We start from the raw sequence: 19,978 nt of genomic DNA on the forward strand, positions 1-19,978 counted from the left end.
AAAAAAACGCATCGGATTATTTGCGGGTCGAACGGGCTCTACCACGCTGGGGTCATCGGGTTGGGTTGGCGACTGCGAATCAATCGATCTCGGAAAACCCGAGCCGGGCGGACGCCCTCAGTTGCTGAACTCGGAGATCTTGCAGTCGCGAAAGGTGCCCCGTAGCCTCACCCGCCCTCGGGCGAGCATGGTGATGACGGTGTCGATCACGACCTGGTCGTCTTTGGAGATGGCGCTTATTTCGTAGACGAGTTCGAGCAGGGTGATGGATTCGGGGAGATAGGAGAGCAGCTCCAAGTTGATGGCTCGGCGGTTTTGCGGAACGTGCACTGCGTACGCTGCTCCCATGACGACGATTCCCTTGCACTGATGCACTGATTCCAATGCATTTTCGGTGCCAAAAATGAGCGCTGCCGTGCCGATTTGCGCGGCGTTTGAATTCAGGTACTTGGCGGCGGGCAGGTCTGAATTTCCGGGCAGGGCGGAGCCAAAGTGTCAATTTTGGAACACGCGAGTGACGTTTTTGAGTCGGGACGCCATCGGAGTTTGCATGCAGAGGGCCGGATGAGTCGCTCGTCAGTGCTTCTCGCAACCCAATCTCTGCAAAAGTTCGCAACTGCACGCGACGCTTGGGGGGGGGCGTCGCTGTCAAGAAATTGGTCGGTTCTGAGATTCGGTTCGAGTTGTGAGAGCCTCGGCGATGGCGCTGGCCTCTACGTGTGTTGTTTCCGCCAGGTCCGCAATGGTACGCGCCGTACGCAATACGCGTCTCGCCGCTCGGGCCGAGAGCCCAAACCCATCGACGGCGCGCCCGAGCAGGGTGTTGGCTTCGGGTGTTGGTTTTACGTATTGGTCGAGCTGGGCGTCCGGGATTTCGGCGTTCGAGCGCACGCCGCGTCGATGTTGAAGCTCGCGGGCGCGGACGACGCGCTCCCGCAAGGTTGCGCTCGTGGGTCCCGAGCTGGGTTGCTCGAGGTCTCGCCAGGCCTGCGCGGGCACGTTCACGTGAAGATCGATGCGATCGAGAAGCGGGCCCGACACCCGCTGCTGATAGCGTGCGATCGTCGCGTCGTCGCAGCGACAGTCCCGAACACCGCTCTGGTACCAGCCGCACGGACACGGGTTCGCTGCGGCGATCAGCTGGAAATGAGCCGGAAAGACACAAGAGAATCCCGCGCGTGCGAGACGAACCGAATGCCCTTCCAGCACCGCCCGCAGCGATTCGAGGGAACGGCGATTGAACTCCGGAAGCTCGTCGAGAAACAGCACACCCCGGTGCGCGAGGGAGACTTCGCCGGGCATCGGGGGATTGCCACCCCCCATCAAGCCCGCCGAACTCGCGCTGTGGTGGGGAGCGCGAAACGGCCGCTGCCGAATCATTGGGTGCTCGGCACTCAGCTGTTGCGCCGCGCCGTGAATTCGCGTGGCATCGAGCGCTTCGTCGATCTGCATGGGTGGGAGAATTCCGGGGAGTCTACGCGCGAGCATCGTCTTGCCCGAACCCGGTGGTCCGCAGAGCAGCAGGGCGTGCCCGCCCGCAGCGGCGACTTCGAGGGCGCGCTTGGCGCCTTCCTGCCCCCTGACATCGCTGAGACAGTGAACTGACGTCGGCGGATCTTCGACGAATGGGGGTGGGGTGTGGACTTCGATCGCACTGGCACCTCGCAGGTGGGCGAGGATCAATTCCAGATGTTTGGCTCCATGGATTGCGATACCCGGGGCCACGCTTGCTTCGCGAGCGTTCTCCTCGGCCACGAATGCCGAAGTACAACCCTCATCCCGGGACGCCAGCGCCAGCGCCAGGGTTCCGCGCACCGGTCGCAGCCGTCCGTCGAGTGCGAGTTCCCCCATGAAGGCAGCGTGCTCCAGCGCTCCGTGTTCGATCGCTCCCGCGGCGGCGAGAATCCCGATTGCGATGGGCAGGTCGAGACCCGCGCCGGATTTCTTCAGACCTGCCGGGGCGAGGTTTACGGTAATCCGCCGGTCTGGAAATTTTTCGCCAATGGCCGAGATGGCGGCCCGTACCCGGGCGGCGCTTTCTCGCACTGCGGTTTCGGGTAGACCCACGATGTCGATGCGAGGCAACTGGGAACTGATCCGGACCTCGACCTCGACGCAAACGCCGTCGACGCCCGAAAGCGTGGCACTGTGAACTCGAGACAACAATATGACCTTGAACCTTCCCGGGACCGGGAGGGGGCAGCACGCCAGTGGCGAGCGGAGCCAGAAGTCAAGAATGAAGGAGACAGGGCTCACAGGGGTGAATCCCTGCCTCCTACTTCTGAAGAGTCCCGTGAGGACGGGACACCTATTAATGAAGTGGTCGGCAAAAGCCGAATGTGTCAGATAAGAGCGGAACCCTGCAAAGAAAAAGTCGAAACTAGTCCCGAGCGCGACATCATTCTCGTGTTTTAAGGCTAGTTTGCATTCCGTGGCTCCGCTCCTCACTGGATCGTGTGATTTGCGTCCGTCGGGAACCCCAATCGGCAGAGAACGCGCAAGTTTCACCCCATAGTTTTCGCAAGCAGATTCTGGAATCGGGTCGCAGATGGAACGAATGGTGAAAATTCACACGGTGAAATCGGGCGCAGGGCGGGTTTGCCTGGGATTTTCGCTGGCCGTCTGCCTGCTGCTCACGGGCTGTCAGTCAACTGGGTCCGGGAGTACGCGCGGTGACGTTCCGGGCTGGCAGGGATCCAATGCGAGCGGTGCACAGTTCTTCGCCCCGGCCGCGTGGAGACATATGCGCGCGCTCAACAAGATTGGCTCCCGGGTTTCGGGAAGCGAGGGCTCTGCCCAGTTCCGGAAGTACCTGCGAAGCAGTCTGAGCGAATTCGAGATCGAGTTGAAAGAGCGGGAGGTGTCGGTAGCCGACAACGCGGGCAAGTCCTTCAAACTCACTCATCTGACCGCGGTGATTCCGGGCCACTCTCGGGACGTGCTGCTGTTGGCGGCCCACTACGACACATCCCCCGAAGCGCTGTCTGCGCCGAGCCTCAATGACCAGCGGGCTTCGGGCGCAGCGCTGTTGTTGGAACTTGCTCGGGTGCTAGCTGCCGGGACGACGCCCTCGTATACAATCTGGCTCAGCTGGATTGACGGTGATGCATTGGAAGCGAGCCCGGGTACTCCCTCGCAGGCTCGCCTGGGGAGTCAGAGTCTGTTGGAGGAATGGATTGTCGAACAGGAGTTTTCGCGCATTCGCAGTGCGATCTTCTTCGGGAATGTCGGGGAGCGAGATCGACCCGTCGTACGCGATATCAACTCGCCGCGGATCTACCGCGAAATATTCTGGGAGTCCGCGCATGATCTTGGCTACGTCGAGACGTTCCCGGCAGATAGCCACTATGAGGAGTTGGAAACCGGCCGAAAGATTTTTGCAGAGGCCTCGCTGCGCGCGTCGATCGCCCTGGCGAACCAACAGTGTTCTCAAGCTGAAGCCCCGGTTGCCGCGAGCCGTTCCGAGATCGGTGGACAGCCTCGCCGATTATCCGCTGGTTTTGAGGCCGTGGGCAACGTGACCCTGGAAGCTCTGGCGAGAATTGCCGGCAGATTGCAGAAGATCGATCACTTCGCCCAGTCGCCACTCACCGCGGGACGCGAGATCTCCCCGTGACCCTCCCGACGGGACTGGCAGCAATGCGGTCCCCGATTCCCGTCCTCGTTTTGTGGTTTTGCTTCGCCGCGCTCTCGCCCCTCGCAGGCGGCGCTCTCGCCTTTGCGGCCACAGTCGAATCCGGCAGCGACGCCGCGACGGTCGTGATCGACATCGTGTCCCCAGCTCCGGGTGAGACCGTTCGAAACCGTGTTCACCTCGCTGCAATTCGCGGCTCTGCACGTTCGGGCGCGGAAGACCCGCTCGATTTCGATGTCATGATCGCGATCGACGTCTCCAAGTCGACGAGGTTCCCGAGTGGCATCGATGTCGATCAAAATGGCGAGATCGGCTTCAACCCCCACGAAGAGCTGATCGCTCCCGGCAGCTATCCGGACGAGGTCGTCTGCAGCGATCCAGCAGACAGCATCCTTAGCGCCGAGATTCAGGCGGCGCGCATGCTGGTTGATTCGCTCTCCCCGGGGCGCAGCCGGGTCGGAGTCCTGACCTTTTCGGGAGATGTGGATCTCGAAACCGGCGAGCGAAACGCGCCGGATCAAAAAGACGCCACACTGCGAATTCTACTGACCGACGATTTTGCGTCCGTGATCCGTGTGCTCGGCGAAATCCACGCAGAAGGCCCGCACGGCGCCACCAACTTTGCTGCTGCCATCCATCTCGCTGTAGTCGAATTGGTGGGGTTGTCGGGCTCTCGCAGTGTTGCGCGGCCCGGGGCCAGGCATCTGCTGCAGTTCCTCACCGACGGCGTTCCAACTTTTCCTTTTGGGCGCGGCGACGTGGCGGACCCCGAAGACACCGAGGTGGCGATCAGCGCCGCGCGCCTCGCCCGCAAGGCGGGACTCACGATCAACAGCTTTGCATTGGGGCGCCATGCCCTCGCGTCTCCGGTCGCCACCACCGAGATGGCGAGACTGACGGGTGGCGCCTACACACCGGTGAGGAACCCCGGTGAGATTCTGGCGTTTCTGCGCGGCGTGTCGTTTGCGAACATCGATGACGTCGTGATCACGAACCTGACCACCCACGACATTTCCTACGACGTCCACTTGTCTCCCGACGGTTCGTTTTCGGGCTTCGTGCCCGTCGATCCAGGGTCCAACAAGGTCCAGGTGACCGTGCTTGCTTCTGACGGTGGCGAGAGCACGATCGCGTTTGACGTCAATTTCGAAAAGAGTGGGCTCACGGAAAATGAGTTGATGGTCGAGCTCCGCCGGGTGCGAAAGCGCAACAAAGAAATGATGTTGTTGCTCGAACGAAAACGCATCCGGGCGTTTCGCGAGCGTCAGAAGGGTGTGATTACGATCGAAGGCGAGTAGTGGGCGTCGCTGCGAGACCGGTGCTCACTACGGTCGATTCCTCCCGGTCCCCCGTACCCCTCTCGGTACCCCTTGTATCCCTATAGCGGAACGACTTCTGGCTTGAGGATGTTTCGCTGCACGAGCTTTCCGTTGCGGTAGATCGAAATCACGTCGATTTTTCCATCTCCATCGAGGTCTTCTTCTCGTTGGGCGAGGATGGCCTTGCCCTGCTCTGCGTCGAAGGTTTCGAACGTATCCGCAAAACCGCGGCCAGCGCGATCGGATTCGATCCGGCTGATGGTTTCATATCCGTTCCGGTACTCGTAGCGGATCCAGGTGTCGGTGCGGCCGTCCCGGTCCATGTCCTCTGCTGAGGAGACGCGCCTGCCCTCGTGGTACTGGATCACCAGGTCAATTTCGCCGTCGTTGTCGGCGTCGTGGCGCTCGCGGGCGAGATAGCGCCCTTCGTAGTCGTAGTAGGCATCCACGACGCCATCGTGGTCGCGATCGAGGGATCTCTTCAGCATGCGCCCACCTGCGTAGACCTCAAAGATGTCGAGCCGGCCGTCATCGTTGCTGTCGAGACTCCGCTCGATCAACTGAGATCCCTCGAAGCGGAGAAATGAATCCATCCTGCCGTCGTAGTTGCGGTCTTCCTCCTGCCGAATCCAGGCGCCGGTCTTGCGATCGACGTAGCGAACGATCTCGGGAGTTTCGTCGCTGTCCGCGTCCAACGACAGCCGGATGAGTTTGAGTTTCTGGTCGTTGTCGAAGCCAGCTGTGCCCGGGGCGATCGTGACTGCTTCTTCGCTGAAGATCGCCCGGGGAAGATCTCGAATCTCTGGGGCCGACGGTGCCAGGCGCGCGCTTGAATTTGCCCCCAGCGACCCGACGTCTTGCTGAGCATGAGCACCTAGGGCGTCCCGTGAAGTCGCAGTCTCGTTGCGGTGCTGTCGCTTGATCATTTCGCCCTCGACCTGCATTTCAGCCTCGATCTGGCGGAGCAGACGCTGCTCTCGCGCGCGGTCCTCGTCCGCGATTGCCCGCGGCGCAACGCTCGCGACCAGAACGAACCCGCATAGCAGCAGCCCGATTGGAAGCTTTACGACCGTCTGAAAAGTCATCGACATGTGCCCGATCAACTTGCCATACAACGTTCGACCCGCCAAAGGACGGTCGCTTGCGCCCGCGGGGCAAGCCAGAATTGGGTTCTCATATTCGATCCGTCCAGGGTGCCTCCTTTGTACTCAAGGGAACGGACGCAGCGTCGGCCACCTGTGGGGTGCTTGCACACCAATTAGCTTGGAAGTCACTGAAGTTGCACAGGAATTATCGAAACTCGCGCCGAGAGGACGGTTGCAATTGCGGGGAATTCCCGGTACACTGGTCGGCCTTGGATCCTTCCGGACTGCCCCGTACCGGATGGACGACCCCACGCCCCGGACCTTGCCAGATGTGTACCCTGATTGTCATTCACCGCCGAATTCACGGCGCGCCGCTGGTGGTAGCGGCGAACCGAGACGAGTTCTACGACCGCCCGGTGGAGGCCCCTGCGCTGATACAACTCTCCGATGGGAGCACGATTCTGGCTCCGCGAGACTTGCGGGCTGGCGGGACATGGTTGGGCCTGAATCAGGACGGCGTTTTCGCTGCGATTACAAACCGACCCAATCCGGAGCCGGATTCGAGTCGTCGCTCCAGAGGCCTGCTGGTGCTCGATGCCCTGGCCTTTGCTAGCGCTGAAAAAGCTGCAACAAACTTCGAATCCCTGGGGTCCGATCTGTACAACCCATTCAATTTGTTCGTGGCCGATCGGAACGACGCCTTCGCCGTGGTCCATGACGATTCAAAGGACGCAAAGAACACCAAGCTAACGGTGAACCGCCTCGAGCCCGGCGTCCACGTAATCGGCAATGCAGACCCCAACGATCTTTCGCATCCAAAGACGTGTCGTACGCTGGAGGCGGTGGAGTCTCTGACGGCCTCCTTGGCTGGCAACGCAGCTGGCGCGGCCGATCTGCCTTCGAGCGATCGGGTGCTCGCGGGCCTGGGCGAGATCTGCCGAAGCCACGACGGAACCGAGGGTGTGGCGGGACCCTTGGGTGCAACCTGCGTACATCACGAAGGCTATGGAACTCGAAGCTCGATCCTGCTGCAACTGAGCGAAGACCCGCAACAAGACATTTTCCAATACGCGGATGGTGCACCGTGCACCAATCCGTACGAGAACTTAACACCCCTTCTCCACGAGCTGAGCCGAGTGGCAAGCTACGAAGGATTTGGGTCACTGGCGAGGAAAGCGAGTTGAGGCGAATAGGCAGTAACATCCGCAAGAAGAACTCTGAAGAACGCTCCCATCGTTTGACCAAGAACATCATTACGTACACAAACGACGAAGAGCCCGTAAACGACTATCCGCGGAGGATCGTGTCCCCTCCAACACCCTCCGAATGCTGCACGGACGCGAACCGGCTCACGGTCGGGAGCATGCGCGAAATAGACGGGTTCAAGTTCTGTTACAAGATCTGCCAGGAATGTGGCCATGCGGTGAAGTACTTTTTCCCCGCCATCGAGACCACCAGCGCAGCCGTCAAGGAGTATCGCTCCTGGAAGAAGTACATGGTCCAGTAGAGCGTCTGTTCGGCTCTTCGAGTCGAGTGGATCTCGTCGATCGTTAAACGGTTGGACGCGGAGAGGCGGTCGCTTGCGGCCGCCTCTTCCGTTTTCGATGATCGCCAGTGAATATCCAAAGATTACCCAGAGAAGACCGAGCAACGATGACTTTCCCAATCGAGACCAGTGAGGCCGCGGGCCGGTATCTCGAGACCTTGATCAATTTCGAGCGTCGCCCCGAACTGATGAACGAGCGATTGAGCACGAGCCCCATTCGCGCCCTGCTCGACCGGCTCGGCAAGCCCGAGCAGGGACTGGCGGTGATTCACGTCGCGGGGTCCAAGGGCAAGGGCTCGACCTGCCTGTTTGCAGAGGGCGCGCTGACCGCTGCCGGGAAGCGGACGGGGGTCTTTACTTCGCCTCATCTCCACAGCTGGACTGAGCGATTCCGGATCGCGGGCCGTGAAGTTGACGGAGCGGTGCTGGCAGATGCGGTGACACGCCTGCGCCCCGAAGTCGAATGGTTGCGCGAGCACGAGCCGCTCAACTCCCCAACTTTTTTTGATGCGACGACGGCCGCTGCCCTGCTGATCTTTGCCGAGGCTGCGCTCGACTACGTCATCCTCGAGGTAGGGCTCGGCGGTCGTCTCGATTCGACCAACGTGGTGATGCCCCAGGTCACCTGCATTACCAGCATTGAACTCGAACACACGGACAAGCTCGGCAACAGCATCGCTGAAATTGCGGCCGAAAAAGCCGGCATCCTGAAACCTGGAATCCCTTGTTTGATGGGGCGGCTATCGCCCGAGGCCGAACGCGTGGTGCGAGCGCGCGCGCTGAAAATCGGCGCACCGTTGTTGAAAATTGGCGATGACTTTCCAGCGGCGGACCCACACGATCTGACAGTCCTGGGCAATCATCAGCTCGACAACGCCGGGATCGCCCTGGCGGCGCTCGACCTGCTCGGAGAGCCTGATCGCGAGCAGTTCCTCGCGGCGGGACGTCTGGGGCTCGCGCAAACTCGCCTGCCCGGCCGCCTGGAAGTCCTGTGCGAGGATCCCTGGATCATCGTCGACGGCGCCCATACCCGAGCGTCCGCTCGCGCCCTGGCTCGAGTTCTGGCAGGGCGCCCGTTGAACCGTGGCACGCTCTTGCTCTCGGTTTCTCAGGGCAAAGACCTCGACGCGATTCTGCAGGCCCTGTTGCCCTTCGCGGACGAAGTCGTGGTGACCTGTGCAGAGCCGATCCGCTCGTTCCCGGCAGCAGATCTCGCCGCGACGATCCGCGCGCGCAACCCCGAGCTGCCCCTGCAGGTCGTTCCCGATCCAGGCGAGGCTGCGCGCGCTGCACGCGAGAGCACCGGCCCGGGAGAGCTGCTTTTCGCCGCGGGAAGCATCTATCTTGCGGCGGCCGCACGCGAAGTATGGAGTGCAGATCCCGTGGGTCTGAATTCGAATTCGCGTTGAGGATTGAGGAATGCGGCCGATTGCTTCATCCTCATGTCGACGGCTCGACGGCTGGCAACTGCAACTCTTGGAGACCCCCTGGATGAGACTGAAATACGGCTGTAATCCCCACCAGGAATTCGCCGAAGCCGTGCCCATCGATCCCGAGAGCCTTCCGATCGAACTGCTGAATGGCAATCCGTCGATGATCAACTACCTCGACGCCAGCAACGCCTGGCAGTTGGTGAGAGAGCTTCGAATCGCCCTCGACCTGCCCGCCGCGGCGAGCTTCAAGCATTGTTCCCCGGCCGGTGCCGCCGTCGCGGTCGACCTGGACGCAGACCTCGCACGGGCCTATGAGGTGGCGGGAAGCGATCTCACGCCGCAAGCCTGTGCCTATGTTCGCGCTCGGGGTGCGGATCCCAAGAGTTCATTTGGCGACTTTGTCGCGTTGTCCGATCCGGTGGATCTCGCGACCGCCAACTTTTTGAAGGGAGTCGTGTCGGACGGAGTCGTGGCCCCTGCTTACGAGCCGGAAGCCCTCGAAGTTCTCAGTTCGAAGAAGAACGGCGGCTTCATCGTTCTGCGCGGCGACCCTGACTTTGTCCCGCCCGAACGAGAAGTCCGCGAAGTTTTCGGGATGCGCCTCACGCAAGACCGCAACAACCGGGTGGTGACGGCAAGCGACGTTGCCACGCCGGTGTGCGGAACCTTGACCGACGCGGCGCAGCGGGACATGGTGCTCGGCTTGATCGCCCTCAAGTACACCCAGTCTAACTCGGTGGGTTATGTCCTCGATGGACAGATGATCGGGATCGGGGCGGGCCAGCAATCGCGCGTCGACTGCACGAAGTTGGCCGGACAAAAGGCCGACACCTGGCATCTCGGTCGTCATCCACGCGTACTCGATCTCGAGTTCAAGTCCGGCGTCAAGCGTCAGGAACGCATCAATTGGCGCATTCGATATCTAGAAGGAGACCTCACGCAGTTCGAAGAAGTCGCCCTGCGCGAGCTGCTCGAAGGCGAGTTGCAGGTGCTGAGCGCCGAAGAGAAGACGGAATGGATTCAGAAGCTGACGGGGGTTTCACTGGTCTCCGATGGATTCATTCCTTTTCGAGACAACATCGACCACGCTGCGAAGCACGGCGTCAAGTTCATTGCCCAGCCCGGCGGATCTTCTCGGGATGCCGAGATCGAATCTGCCTGCAAGGACTACGGCATTGCGATGGTCCACACCGGCCTGCGACTCTTTCATCACTAGATCCATCACATGAGCGGGATGCGTGAGAACCTTGAAATGGTGAGCCCCAAAGCTTCCGAGCTAAAGACCCATTGGGGACTCGACCCCGAAGTCACGTATCTGAATCACGGATCGTTTGGCGCCTGTCCAAAAGTCGTACTCGCGGAACTCCACCGACTGCAGGTCGAACTGGAGAGCGAGCCCGCGACGTTCTTGACTCGAATGGCACGCGAGCGATTGCTTGCGGCGCGCCGCTCCCTGGGCCAATTCGTAGGTGCGAACCCCGACGATCTCGCCTTTCTGCCAAACGTCACGACCGCGCTCAATGCAGTTCTCCGGTCGCTGCCACTGCGCGCCGGCGATGAACTCATCGTCAGCAGTCACGAGTACAACGCGTCGCGCAATGTTCTCGAATACGTCGCGCAAAAAACACAGAGCCGGGTGGTGGTAGTCGAGATTCCGTTTCCGATCGCCGGACCCGATGTCGTGATGGAGCGAATGCGAGATGCCATCACCCCCCGCACCCGGCTCGCGTTGGTCGATCACGTAACCAGCGCCACGGGGATGCTGATGCCTCTGGCGGAACTCATCGGACTGTTTCACGAGCGCGACGTGGAGGTCATGGTCGATGGCGCGCATGCCCCGGGGATGATTCCGCTGGACATCGAAGCGTTGGCTCCCGACTATTACACCGGAAACTGTCATAAGTGGATCTGCGCGCCCAAGGGTGCGGGCTTTCTCTATGTGCGCCCGGATCTGCAAGAACAAGTTCGACCCGCGGTCATCAGCCACGGGGCCAACGCCGGCCTGGTGGGCAATGCGCGCTTTCGCGCGGAGTTCGAGTGGACGGGAACCCGCGACATCACACCCTGGTTGTGTGTCCCCAGCGCCATCTCCTGTCTGGGTTCGCTACTCCCGGGCGGCTGGCCCGAAGTCATGGACCGCAACCACGCGCTCGCAGTCGAGGGGCGTGCTCTGCTCGCAGCCAGTCTTGGCGTCGAGCTTCCCTGCCCAGACGATATGTTGGGGAGCCTCGCGACACTTCACCTGCCCGAGAGCGCGCGGTTCGAAGCGGAGTCTTCAGCCTCAGCGCTCGACCTCAACCCGCTCCAGGAAGCCCTGTTTCATCAACACAAAATCGAGATGCCGGTGCTCAGCTGCCCGGAATCTGGCAGACCCATGTTGCGCGTCTCCGCCCAGCTCTACAACGAACTCGACGACTACGAGCGACTCGCTCGGGCGCTTCGGTCGCTGTTGTAGCTGTAGCTGTAGCTGTAGTCGTGGAGCAGGTTCGGAACCGATTCCGGGAATCGCGCCAGACTATTCGCTGGCAGGCTCAGTCTGGAATAGCACGCAGCCCGGCCCTCGGTTCGTCACGAGATAGAGACCGAACCCCTCAGTCGGAAAGTTGTCGCCGCGGGGCGGTGTGAGTCGAGATTCATCGGTGTCGCTGCATGCCGCGGTTTTGGCGCTGCCCATCAACAGATTGAGAAATTCGCCGAGGGCGTCATCGGCGTCGCCGGGATCGAGTTCACTGGGCTCGCACATGAGCATTGCAGCCGCGATCTGGTGGGCGAGTTGCTCGCTTGCCGCGATGCCGATGATGAGGTGTTCCCCGCCTTCAACCTCGATCCAACGTCGGTGTTCAAGGGCTGGGTCATCGAACCACTCCGGTCCCCACTGGGTCAAGATCTGAAGGCGCGCCATTCTCGAGGCAATCCTGGGCAACGCTTCGAGGGTCAGCGCTGCAATTCGGTTGCGAGTGATTTCCACGGGAGCTTGATTCCGTTCGTTGAAGGCCGAGACTTCGTGTTTGTATTGATCGAGCAGATCTTCCAGCGCGGAACGCGTCACGATATCGAGCCGCACGAGGGATTCGCCGATATAGAGGTGACTCGTAGTGCGTTGATGAGTAAGCGTCTGGAGTTGTGACTCGGTGAGGAACTCCATCGCAACGGCGATTTCACCGAAGCGCCGATCAATGGATCGTTGTTTCTCCAGCACCTCGCGAACCTGCCCCTTGTCCATCCAGTTTTCGCGAACCGCGAGTTCGCCGATCCGGAGGTTGACCTGATCGCACAACTCCAGCGCCTCTTGGAGGTGACGGTGTTCGATTTCGCCCGTGGCGATCAAGAATTCACCAAAAAATCGCGGCATTACTGAAAGACCCTTCGCCGTGGAGCCGGAAGTTCGTGTGCACTATCTCGTTACAAGCTCAATGTCGGCAAAAGATCGGCATCACTTAACCCTGTGCGGTTGTGTGCCCACGTCCAAAACTGACGCTTCGATGCTTCTCAACTGCGATGGACCCTGGTCAACAACCGAACCAGCAGCGCAAGGAAAATCAAGCCAGCGAAATAGACATAGGATTGGAGAATGTTGAAGTTTGTCTCGGCGAGGCGGTTGAGCAAGCGAAAATTATTGCTGATCAACATGAAGCTGATGAGCAGGGGTGCGAGGTAGCGCGCTCGCTCGCGCGACTCGAGTGCGAGAACTGCGGGCAGTGCGATGGCGAACAGTGGCAGCGTCACCCCATAGTGATGGGTCCAGACTGTGGGTGAAGCCAGAGTTGCGCACAGAACAACGATCGACAGCTCCAGTGGCCCTGCGCTTCGCGGACCAGAGCGAGGCGGAAATAGCCCGACGACCATCAGCCCCAGGGTGCTCACCAGCGTGCCCCCGTGCACCCAGGGGTGGTAGGTCATGAGCAGGTTCCGATCCCAGGTAAGGGAATCGCCGTTGTGGAACAAGCGATGGAGCAGGCCATTCATCGACTGATTTGGATGAAATATTTCTCCTTGTTGGGAGATGTATGAGAGAACGCCGAGGTAGTCGGTGTGGTTGTCCCAGCCAAAAACCAATAGCGAGACAAGAGCGAAACACGCCATCGGTAAGGTGAAGCCCTTGATGAATTCCCATTGCTTGCGCACAGCACCCCAAATGACGACAAGCGCAAAGGTGGGTTTTATCACGCAGATCAACGCCAGGAATACGCCGCTCGTCCGCCGGTACCCCTCCAACCACGCCCAGAGCACTCCCGCGATCAACAAGTCGATCCAGACCTGAATTTGCCCGAGGTAGTAGCCGCGCACGATTGGGTAGAAGGTGAGGGTGAATCCGAAAGCCAGCACGGCGAACAAAATCTCGGAGCTTCTCGAAACCTCATGCGTGAGACCAAACCGTTTTCGCGCGAGGAAAAACACCCGTGCGAGCACCGCAGCTAGTCCCCAGATACACCACCAGGAAATCCGGTTCAGTCGCTGGTCGCCAATCGGATCGGCGAGACCGGTCCCGCGCAGCGCTTTGAGTATGAGTAAGCTCGAGGGGGGATATTGAAAGCGAACATTGTTGTCGAAGTAGAGAGCTGAATAGAGCGGCTTGTTGCGCGGTTCGTCGGTGTAGAAGAGCGCGGTTCGCATTGCCTTCCACGAGTCGGCGTGGGCGCCTTGCTCGATGAAGGCCTTGGTGTAGTCGAGCGTCGTGACCTGTTGGGGTTGCCAGGGCAGACGGGGCAGTGCCCAGTTGATCACCAGGCCGTTTGCGATCACAAATAGGAGAAGCCCGGTCTTGAGTGTCAACTTGGAGGTCAAGGCGCCCCTTTGCCAGCTGCCGCTCGGGTTGGCGTAGCCGCATTGCGATCTCGTCGTTCGAGAAAAGAAAAGTACCCCGATTGTCCATTGATCGCGTCGGTCAAGAAGACCGAACCAACCCGGTACTCCCGCGCGACCAGTTCATCGACTTCGTCGACCAACAGCGGGATCCCGGCCAGGGGTTCCTTGCGAAGCCTGCGACTGAACATATAGAAAGTGGGTTGCTTGGCGAAGATGTAGGGGTAGTCGGTCTTTTCGTGTCCCGGGAGTCCGCTCCCCAGTTCTTCTCGCCCATGACTCCGATGGGCGATGTGACGATCCGTGATTCCGTGAACATCGTAGACTGCGAGTCCCGAAAAGTATGCCACCGCCCCAATCGCACCCGTCGCGAGGCTTTCTCCCGGGCGCCCATAGTGCGCGAAGAACTCGCCGATCAACTGATGACGCGCAACATACCAGCGCTCGGTCAAGACTCCGCGATAGTTGCCGTGCATGAGTTCGGGTTTTTTGACCCAATTGCTTTCGAGTGGTGTCGAGTGGAACAGACTTCCAGCCAAACCGAGCAACGTTGCGGCCTTGATCCCCTGGGCCAGGCCCTGATTGGAGCCAATTCCGCTGATGGCCCGGTGGAGTGCCGCGCTGATGAGTAAATAGAGGAAGGGAAGAATCGGCACGTAGAACCGGTACATCGCCATGTAGTCCCCCCCGACCCACGTAACGTAGACCGAGTAGAACGAGACGATCGCCGCGCAGAGGGGAAGCAAGCCGCGATCGCCATCTCCAGCGGGAGTCGCATCCGGTGTGGTTCTCTTGCGAGCAAACGTGGCCAGACCGAGGACTGCGATCCAGGGCAAGACAAAATGGAGCGCAAAGAGCGCGGTGTAGTGTGCACCGCGAAGCGCCTGCGCGGCGCCACCGCCCGTCTTGGCGTAAAACGTATTGGGCAGGAAGTCGCCAAAGTAATTCCAACGCCAGAGCCAATAGAGCCCGGCCAGTACGCCATAGCCCACCAGCGCGAGCAGCAACGTGAGCACCCAAGCGCGTTTGCGCTGGTCCGCGCGATACACGGACCAGCCAGACGCGGCAGCCATGAGCATCGCGATCAACAGGCCTTCGGGACGGGTGAGGGTTGCGAGAAACAGTGACCCGTAGGCGAGCCACGCATCGCTTGTGTGTCCGGTGTTGAGAAAGCGCGCATGGAGATAGACCGCCGCAGTGATCCACAAGCAGAACACGTTGGTTTCCATCCCCGATGTCGCCCAGGTGGCGAACGGACCCGAGCAGGCGAGGGCCAGGCACGGAAGCGCGGCAAAGCGGCTTGTCCAACCCAGCAGTTTCGCAGAGCGGTACACGAGGAGCAGGGTCGCGAGGCTTGCCGCCGCGCCGATCCACTGGGCTGTAAGCGGCAGGTCGAGCCCCAACCCGAGGATCCCGGCGGAAATCAGCAGCCAGAGAAAATTTGTATATCCCTCGACCGGGGCATCGCCAACGTTCCATACCAGGCCGTGATCGGCAACGAGATTCTTGGCGAAGCGAAATGTGATGTAGGCGTCTTCAGTGACACACGCGAGATACACCGCATGAACGATGAAGATGAGCGCAACGGACCCGCAGATCGTTGCAGAACGCGAATCAATGCCAAAGCGTTCCCCGAGTGCACGCATGCGCGACTAAGCCTATCACAGCGCCTATCACAGCAAAGGTTGCGATAATTTGGAGCCTGCGCGCTGCGTGAGTAGAAAATTTGCCAGACGCCTAAAGCCAGACCCCGATACGAGTCGATAGACGAGCGCAAATCACACTTGCAGGATACGGGAGTCACGAGTGCAATCCGATTATCAACGGCTGGTTCGCAACCGCAGATCGCGCGGACTCGTACGCGAACTAGGGCTCGGGGTCGCGCTTCTCATCGCGATCGTGCTGGGCTGTATCCTGCTCCCGGACATGCCCGGGAATGCTCACATCCAAGCGGTGGGTACGGCGCCGCCGGCAATCCAGTCTTCGTCACCACACGAAAGCGAACGCCCCGAAGTCATCGCGGCGGAATCTTAGGCCGCCGGGTTCGCTACCCGTCAGGCCAGCAGGCCGAACCCGGATTCGAACGCCACGGTTCCGTCCTCGGAAACCGAAAAACCCACAGTGGCGTGCGGCTTGAACCAGCGATCGCTGTTCACCTCGCAGGCGCTGCCCGAAACCGTGAGGGTTGGGTCGCGGCTCGACCCGACGCTCACGTGCATTTCCAGGCGATACTCGGTTCCAGATTTACCGGTGGCGATCTTGACCGGCTCGTGGCCGACGAGTTCGATCAACTCGCGGCGGCGCCAACTCCGATACGGAGAGACGAAATGGGCCAGCAGGGCTTGCGCTTCGGGCAGGTTCATGGGATCGCGACCTCTGATCTCGAAAGTATCGTGGGCCGGGGACTCGCTCGCACGCTGGACGGACCTGTTTCTGCCGATCCGGCTTGCTTTACAGAAACGATACGTATCGTTATTGTATACCGGCGGCATCGATCAAGACCCCCTCGTTCCGGGATGACAGCCAGCCCCCTGCGGGAAGTCGGCGAAATAGCGCGATCTGGGCGGACATTTCGCGATAATCCGAACACTGCCCAATCGACTCGTGGTGATCCGGGCGGCCTGTGACCGCGCCCGCGACTCTCGGGAGAAAAGGTTTCGATTCGTGGATAAACGAACCACCGAGCAGGAAGTCATCGACGAATTGCGCGATGGCATGACGATCGGGATCGGGGGCTGGGGCTCGCGACGCAAGCCGATGTCGCTGGTGCGCGAAATCATTCGCTCGAAACTCAAGGATCTCACCATCGTTTCCTACGGCGGCCCTGACGTCGGGCTGCTGTGCGCCACGGGCAAAGTAAAGAAAGTCATTTACGGCTTTGTCTCCCTGGACTCGATTCCTCTCGAACCCCATTTCCGAATCGCACGACAGACCGCTTCGATCGAAGCAGTCGAACTCGACGAAGGCATGCTGCAATGGGGATTGTTGGCGGCCGTGCATCGGGTTCCATTCCTTCCGACTCGCGCGGGCCTGGGATCGGATCTGGAAAGAAACAACCCCGATTTCAAGCGGATCCAATCCCCCTACGACGACGGCGAGACCTTCATCGCCATGCCCGCGTTGGAACTCGACGTGGCCCTCATCCACATGAACCGCGGCGATGAATCGGGCAACGGTCAGTTTCTCGGCCCGGACCCCTTCTTCGACGACCTCTACTGCCTTGCGGCCAAGCGCCGATTCATGTCGGTGGAAAAAATCGTTCCAACCCAGGACCTGATCAAGCAAGCCAGCGTCCACACCCTGCGGATCAACCGCACCATGATCGACGGAGTGATCGAAGCCCCAAACGGAGCGCACTTTACCGAGTGTCCCCCGGACTACGAGCGCGACGAAGCATTCCAGAAAGAATACGCCGCGACGGCAAAGGATCTCGAAGCCTGGGAAGCGTTCAAGAAGCGCTACCTCGATGTGTCCTCGGAGAAGGAATATCAGGAGGCTGTAAAGTCTCGATGAGCGAATTCACTAGAGCTGAACAATGTGCGGTCGCGATTGCAGAATGCTTTCGAGGTGACGGAGAAATTTTGGTGAGTCCGATCGGGAACCTGCCGATACTCGGCGCGCGCCTGGCCAAACTCACCTTCGAGCCCGACATCTTGCTGACCGACGGCGTGGCTTCGATCGTCTCGACTTGCCAACCCATTGGCGGGGCGCCCGGCCCCGAACCGATCGTCGAAAGTTGGATGCCGTACCGCACGATTTTCGAGTGCGTGGCTTCCGGACGTCGCCATGTCATGATGGGCGCGACCCAGATCGATCGCTTCGGCAACCAGAACATCGCCTGCATCGGTGACTTCAAGAAGCCCAAGGTTCAACTCCTCGGACTGAGAGGAGCGCCGGGCAACACGATCAATCACACCACGAGCTATTGGGTGCCAAATCACAGTCCCAAGGTATACGTAGAGAAAGTCGACGTCGTTTCGGGACTCGGCTACGACCGCGCCGCGGCATTGGGTCCCGAGGGCTCCCGCTTCCACGAAATCCGGCGGGTGGTGTCCAACCTTTGCGTCATCGACTTTGGCGGCCCGGATCACGCGATGCGGCTCGTGTCGGTTCACAACGGTGTCACGATCGACGAGGTCGTCGCGGCGACGAGTTTCGAATTGGTGACCGAAGACGTCGGTGAAACCCGCGCGCCTAGCGACGCTGAACTCACGATTCTGCGCGAGCAGTTGGATCCAAACGCAATTGCGACCAAAGAGGTCCCGGGCTGAAAAGAGCCCCCTCCCCCTGGAGATCCTCCGATTGTCTTCTGCACTCCACACCGAAATTTGTGACCGACTGGGTATCCGCTACCCGATCATTCAGACAGGCATGGGATGGGTCGCGACCCCCGAGCTCGTGGCGGCGGTGAGCAATGCTGGCGCGATCGGTTTTTTGGCGGCGGCGACCATACCTCCAGCTGAAGTCGAGGCCGCGATCCTGGACGTAAAGAAGCTGACCGACAAACCGTTCGGCGTAAATTTTTTGATGGACGCGCCGGGCGCCGATGTCATTACTGAGGCGATCATCCGCCAGGGAGTCAAGGCGGCGGGATACAACCGGGCCCCCAATGCGGACTTGATCGGAACTCTCAAAGACGCGGGCGTCGTATGTGTCCCGACCTGCGGTGCCGTGAAACACGTGCAGAAGGCCGAGCAGTTGGGTGCGGACATCGTGGTCGTTCAGGGCGGGGAAGGCGGTGGGCATACGGGACCCGTTCCAACTTCGATTTTGTTGCCCGCTGCTGCCGCTGCCGTCGATATCCCTGTCGTCGGTGCAGGGGGCTTCAAGGACGGCAGGGGGTTGGTGGCTGCGCTCGCATTCGGAGCCGCCGGAATCGCGATGGGAACCCGCTTCGTCCTGACCCAGGAGAGTCCGGTACCCAAGACGAGCACCGATCGTTTCCTGGCCGCCGAGGTCGCGGATGTGGTCGTCACGAGACAGATCGACGGTCTGCCCCAACGCGTCGTGATGAATGAATTGGTAAGGCGCCTCGAAGAAGCGTCGCCATTGGTGCGCTTGCTCCTGGCGCTGCGCAACGGGCTCGCCTTCCGCAAAACGTCCGGTGCATCCGTTTCCGAACTGGTAAGCAGCGCGCTCAAAATGCGCCGCAACCAACGGCTGACCAACGCCCAGACGATCATGGCCGCCAACGCGCCAATGCTCGCGAAGAAGGGCATGGCGGAGGGCGATCCGATCAACGGCTACCTGCCCGGCGGCAGCATCGCGGGGGTCATTGACGACATTCCAACCTGTGAAGAATTGATCCAACGAATCATGAGCGAAGCCGAGACCACGATCTCGGCGCTCGCGAACTAGACGGGAACCCGTATGGCAATCGACATCGAAGTAAATGACGGCATTGGCGAAGTGGTGATCAACAATCCGCCGGTGAACGCGCTGGGGAGCCAGGACTGGTTCGAATTTGCAGCGGGGATCAAGGCCCTGGGCGAAAACCCGGACGTCAATTGCGTCGTGATTCGCGCCGAGGGCAAGGGCTTTCAGGCGGGAGTCGACATCAAGGAACTCGCGCAAGACAGCAGCAAGATTCTCGAGGTGAACCGCGGCTGCTACGACACCTTCGGCAATATCTACGATTGTCCCATCCCGGTAATCTCGGCGGTTCACGGCTACTGCATCGGCGGCGGCATCGGAATCGCCGGTGCTTCGGATATCGTGATCGCGTCGGAGTGCGCCACGTTTTCTCTTCCCGAAATCGATCGCGGGGCGCTGGGCGCGGCGACCCACTTGATGCGGCTGTTCGGCATGCAGAAGACCCGCCGCATGCTCTACACCGGTGAGGCGATCGATGTCCAGGAGGCGTATCGCCTCGGCGGTGTCGAATCGATCGTGCCCAAAGAAAAGCTGCGCGATGAAGCGATGAAGCTCGCGCGCTGCATTGCGGATAAATCCCCCAAGGCGCTGCGCCTGGCCAAGTTGTCGCTGAACGGGATCGAATTGCTGGATCCCAAGGAGAGCTACAAATTTGAACAGGGGCTCACCTTGGAATTGTATAAGTCGTCGGATTCCCAGGAAGCGCGCGACGCGTTCTTGGAAAAACGAGAGGCCAACTTCACCGACAAATCGTAGACCGCGAGCGAGACGGGGCGAGAAACTAC

Annotated in this window: 19 protein-coding genes; 12 read left to right on the plus strand and 7 right to left on the minus strand. The window is 60.5% G+C overall.

The window, feature by feature from the left end:
* Positions 1–117: 117 nt before the first annotated feature.
* Positions 118–348 (minus strand): hypothetical protein, encoded by a 231-nt coding sequence (locus IH881_09570; GenBank protein ID MCH7867933.1) that lies wholly within the window; start codon positions 346–348, stop codon positions 118–120.
* 300 nt (positions 349–648) lie between these two features.
* Positions 649–2,166, minus strand: a complete 1,518-nt coding sequence (locus IH881_09575; GenBank protein MCH7867934.1) for a YifB family Mg chelatase-like AAA ATPase — start codon at positions 2,164–2,166, stop codon at positions 649–651.
* Between the two features lie 382 nt (positions 2,167–2,548).
* On the opposite strand from IH881_09575, the gene IH881_09580 reads away from it, so the two are divergent.
* Positions 2,549–3,616, plus strand: a complete 1,068-nt coding sequence (locus tag IH881_09580; GenBank protein MCH7867935.1) for a M28 family peptidase — start codon at positions 2,549–2,551, stop codon at positions 3,614–3,616.
* Positions 3,617–3,639: 23 nt separating this feature from the next.
* Positions 3,640–4,932 carry a VWA domain-containing protein gene (locus IH881_09585; protein ID MCH7867936.1) on the plus strand — a complete coding sequence of 431 codons (1,293 nt, stop codon included), beginning with the start codon at positions 3,640–3,642 and terminating at the stop codon, positions 4,930–4,932.
* An 80-nt stretch (positions 4,933–5,012) separates the two neighbouring features.
* Here IH881_09585 and IH881_09590 read toward each other — a convergent pair whose 3' ends face one another.
* On the minus strand, positions 5,013–6,038 hold the full coding sequence (locus IH881_09590) for a hypothetical protein (GenBank protein ID MCH7867937.1): 1,026 nt from the start codon (positions 6,036–6,038) through the stop codon (positions 5,013–5,015).
* 329 nt (positions 6,039–6,367) lie between these two features.
* Between IH881_09590 and IH881_09595 the strand changes: the two genes are divergently transcribed.
* From IH881_09595 to IH881_09615, 5 genes are all read left to right on the plus strand, one after another.
* Positions 6,368–7,222: an NRDE family protein gene (locus IH881_09595; protein ID MCH7867938.1), complete on the plus strand. Its 855-nt coding sequence runs from the start codon at positions 6,368–6,370 to the stop codon at positions 7,220–7,222.
* Positions 7,219–7,545 (plus strand): hypothetical protein, encoded by a 327-nt coding sequence (locus IH881_09600; protein ID MCH7867939.1) that lies wholly within the window; start codon positions 7,219–7,221, stop codon positions 7,543–7,545. The genes IH881_09595 and IH881_09600 overlap by 4 nt, the downstream gene beginning before the upstream one ends.
* 146 nt (positions 7,546–7,691) lie before the next feature.
* Positions 7,692–8,993, plus strand: coding sequence for a bifunctional folylpolyglutamate synthase/dihydrofolate synthase (locus IH881_09605; GenBank protein ID MCH7867940.1), 1,302 nt, complete (start codon positions 7,692–7,694; stop codon positions 8,991–8,993).
* An 82-nt stretch (positions 8,994–9,075) separates the two neighbouring features.
* Positions 9,076–10,233 carry a phosphoribosylaminoimidazolecarboxamide formyltransferase gene (locus tag IH881_09610; GenBank protein ID MCH7867941.1) on the plus strand — a complete coding sequence of 386 codons (1,158 nt, stop codon included), beginning with the start codon at positions 9,076–9,078 and terminating at the stop codon, positions 10,231–10,233.
* 36 nt (positions 10,234–10,269) lie between these two features.
* On the plus strand, positions 10,270–11,472 hold the full coding sequence (locus IH881_09615) for an aminotransferase class V-fold PLP-dependent enzyme (GenBank protein ID MCH7867942.1): 1,203 nt from the start codon (positions 10,270–10,272) through the stop codon (positions 11,470–11,472).
* 60 nt (positions 11,473–11,532) lie between these two features.
* On the opposite strand, the gene IH881_09620 is transcribed toward IH881_09615, so the two are convergent.
* The 3 genes from IH881_09620 to IH881_09630 all read right to left on the minus strand — a co-directional run bounded on the left by IH881_09620 (position 11,533) and on the right by IH881_09630 (position 15,466).
* Positions 11,533–12,369 carry a chemotaxis protein CheX gene (locus tag IH881_09620; GenBank protein ID MCH7867943.1) on the minus strand — a complete coding sequence of 279 codons (837 nt, stop codon included), beginning with the start codon at positions 12,367–12,369 and terminating at the stop codon, positions 11,533–11,535.
* A gap of 137 nt (positions 12,370–12,506) precedes the next feature.
* The gene (locus IH881_09625) at positions 12,507–13,802 is read right to left on the minus strand and encodes a DUF2029 domain-containing protein (protein ID MCH7867944.1); all 1,296 of its coding nucleotides are present in this window, start codon (positions 13,800–13,802) and stop codon (positions 12,507–12,509) included.
* On the minus strand, positions 13,799–15,466 hold the full coding sequence (locus IH881_09630) for a hypothetical protein (protein ID MCH7867945.1): 1,668 nt from the start codon (positions 15,464–15,466) through the stop codon (positions 13,799–13,801). The genes IH881_09625 and IH881_09630 overlap by 4 nt, the downstream gene beginning before the upstream one ends.
* Positions 15,467–15,626: 160 nt before the next feature.
* On the opposite strand from IH881_09630, the gene IH881_09635 reads away from it, so the two are divergent.
* A complete protein-coding gene (locus tag IH881_09635; GenBank protein ID MCH7867946.1) occupies positions 15,627–15,854 on the plus strand; it encodes a hypothetical protein in 228 nt (75 codons plus the stop codon).
* Between the two features lie 20 nt (positions 15,855–15,874).
* Here IH881_09635 and IH881_09640 read toward each other — a convergent pair whose 3' ends face one another.
* Complete coding sequence (locus IH881_09640) at positions 15,875–16,183, minus strand: hypothetical protein (protein MCH7867947.1); 309 nt, start codon at positions 16,181–16,183, stop codon at positions 15,875–15,877.
* 352 nt (positions 16,184–16,535) lie between these two features.
* Between IH881_09640 and IH881_09645 the strand changes: the two genes are divergently transcribed.
* From IH881_09645 to IH881_09660, 4 genes are read left to right on the plus strand one after another with little or no spacing between them, the layout of a single operon-like run.
* Positions 16,536–17,333 (plus strand): acyl CoA--acetate/3-ketoacid CoA transferase subunit alpha, encoded by a 798-nt coding sequence (locus tag IH881_09645; protein ID MCH7867948.1) that lies wholly within the window; start codon positions 16,536–16,538, stop codon positions 17,331–17,333.
* Positions 17,330–18,091: a CoA-transferase gene (locus IH881_09650; protein ID MCH7867949.1), complete on the plus strand. Its 762-nt coding sequence runs from the start codon at positions 17,330–17,332 to the stop codon at positions 18,089–18,091. The genes IH881_09645 and IH881_09650 overlap by 4 nt, the downstream gene beginning before the upstream one ends.
* Positions 18,092–18,122: 31 nt before the next feature.
* Positions 18,123–19,178, plus strand: coding sequence for a nitronate monooxygenase (locus tag IH881_09655; GenBank protein ID MCH7867950.1), 1,056 nt, complete (start codon positions 18,123–18,125; stop codon positions 19,176–19,178).
* Positions 19,179–19,190: 12 nt separating this feature from the next.
* Complete coding sequence (locus tag IH881_09660) at positions 19,191–19,949, plus strand: enoyl-CoA hydratase family protein (GenBank protein ID MCH7867951.1); 759 nt, start codon at positions 19,191–19,193, stop codon at positions 19,947–19,949.
* Positions 19,950–19,978 lie beyond the last annotated feature (29 nt).

The organism is Myxococcales bacterium, from assembly GCA_022563535.1.
GTDB lineage: Bacteria > Myxococcota_A > UBA9160 > UBA9160 > UBA4427 > DUBZ01.